3 protein-coding genes are annotated in these 1,837 nt (G+C 73.3%); 2 read left to right on the top strand and 1 reads right to left on the bottom strand.

The features are described 5' to 3' along the window. A partial coding sequence (locus tag G7A99_RS10175) for a GNAT family N-acetyltransferase (protein ID WP_163139945.1) occupies positions 1-468 on the top strand: 468 nt, incomplete at its 5' end. Here the strand turns inward: G7A99_RS10175 and G7A99_RS10170 are convergent. Further along, on the bottom strand, positions 465-1,313 hold the full coding sequence (locus G7A99_RS10170; RefSeq protein WP_205599801.1) for an SDR family NAD(P)-dependent oxidoreductase: 849 nt from the start codon (positions 1,311-1,313) through the stop codon (positions 465-467). The two genes, G7A99_RS10175 and G7A99_RS10170, sit on opposite strands and share 4 nt — an antisense overlap. A gap of 160 nt (positions 1,314-1,473) precedes the next feature. Here G7A99_RS10170 and G7A99_RS10165 point away from each other — a divergent pair. Next, positions 1,474-1,837: AAA family ATPase (locus G7A99_RS10165; protein WP_163139943.1), on the top strand; the 364-nt coding region annotated here is incomplete at its 3' end.

Here is a 1,837-nt window from a genome sequence, read left to right as displayed (position 1 = left end):
CAGGCCATGGCCGCCTACATCGACGACGCCCTCGCCGGACAGGCACAGGGGCGGTATCTTCCCTTCGCCGTGATCCGGCGCGCGACCGGCCGGGTCGTGGGGACGACCCGCTATCGTGCCATCGAGCCTGCGCACCGGCGCCTGGAGATCGGATCCACCTGGCTGGCGGCCGGCGTGCAGCGCACGGCGGTGAATACCGAAGCCAAGCTGCTGTTGCTCCGGCACGCGTTCGAGGTGCTGGGGTGCGCCCGCGTGGAGTTCCTGACGGACGTGCTCAACGAGCGTTCCCGCGCCGCCATCGCCCGGCTGGGGGCGAGGCAGGAGGGCATTCTGCGCCGCCACATGGTCATGCCGGACGGGCGCCACCGGGACTCCGCGTGTTACAGCATCATCGAGCCCGAGTGGCCCGCGGTGCGGGCGTCACTGGAGGCGAGGCTGCGCCGCTACGGGGCGGGCGGCGGCGGTTAGCGCCGCTCGTCCGCGGTCACCCGCATCAGAACCCGGTCGAGGAGCCGTGTCGGGAGCAGCCGGCTCAGTGCCTTGAAGACGTGGCTGGGTACGGTGACGTGATAGCGCGCCTTCGGCCGCGGTGACTCCAGCGCGTGGGCGAGACGGCGGAGCACGGCCTCCGGATCGCGGGAGAAGGGCGTGCGGCCGCTGCCTGCGAGGCGGCGGGCGTAGGCCGCGTAGGCCTCGCGGTGGGCGCTCGTCTCCGCGTCGATCCAGCGCCGGAACATCGCCTCCGCGTTGGCGCGGAAGCGGCTGGTGACGGGCCCGGTCTGGATCAGGCTGACGTGGATCCCGCTGCCGTGGAGCTCCTGGCGCAGGGTGTCGGTCAGTCCCTCCAGGGCGAACTTGCTCGCGTTGTAGGCGCCGCGGTAGGGCATGGCGACGAAGCCGAGCAGGGAGCTGTGCATCACCACTCGCCCGTGACCCTGCCGGCGGAAGACCGGCAGCGCGTGGCGGGCAACGGCCTGGGCGCCGAGGACGTTGGTCTCGAACTGCGCGCGCAGCGCCTCGCGGGGCAGGTCCTCGACCGCGCCGGGCTGGCCGTAGCCGGCGTTGCAGAACACCGCGTCCAGCCGCCCTCCGGTGCGTTCGAGCAGGGTGGCCACGGCCGCGGCGACGCCGTCCTCGTCCGCGACGTCCAGTACCAGCGTCTCCAGGCCGTCGCCTTGCAGTCGTTCCACGTCCGCCGCCCGGCGGGCGGAGGCGAACACGCGCCAGCCGCGCCGGTGCAGCGCATGGGCGCAGTGCGCGCCGATGCCGCTGGAGCAGCCGGTGATCAGAATGACGGGTCGCTGGTCGCTGATGGCGGGCTCCGGGTGGTGGCGGATCGTGACTGGCGGCAGTCTAACCGTTCCGGGTCACGGCCGGCCAAGCCCCCGGGGCGCGCCGCGTGGACCCCCGCCCGTCGGCGTGGTTAACTGCGGGGCTGTACCCGGCATCCCCGCACCGTTCAGGGAGACGATCGTGCGCCCCGCGACGCTGTTCATCCTCTCCGGCCTGCCGGGCACCGGCAAGACGACCCTCGCCCGGCGGCTGGCGTCGCACCGCCGGGCCGTCCACCTGCGCATCGACACCATCGAGCAGGCGTTGCGGGAGGTCTGCGGCTGCGAGGTCACGAGCGAGGGCTACGCGCTGGCGCAGCGCATCGCGGCGGACAATCTCCGCGCCGGACTGGACGTGATTGCCGACTGTGTGAACCCCTGGCCGCTCACGCGCCGCGACTGGGGGTCGGTCGCCACCGGCGCCGGCGCCTGCCATGTGAACATCGAGATCCGCTGCAGCGACCCCGGCGAGCACCGCCGCCGGGTGGAGCGCCGCCATGCGGACG

It is taken from the genome of Arhodomonas sp. KWT (assembly GCF_010993615.1).
This window is presented reverse-complemented; position numbering and strand designations above follow the sequence as displayed.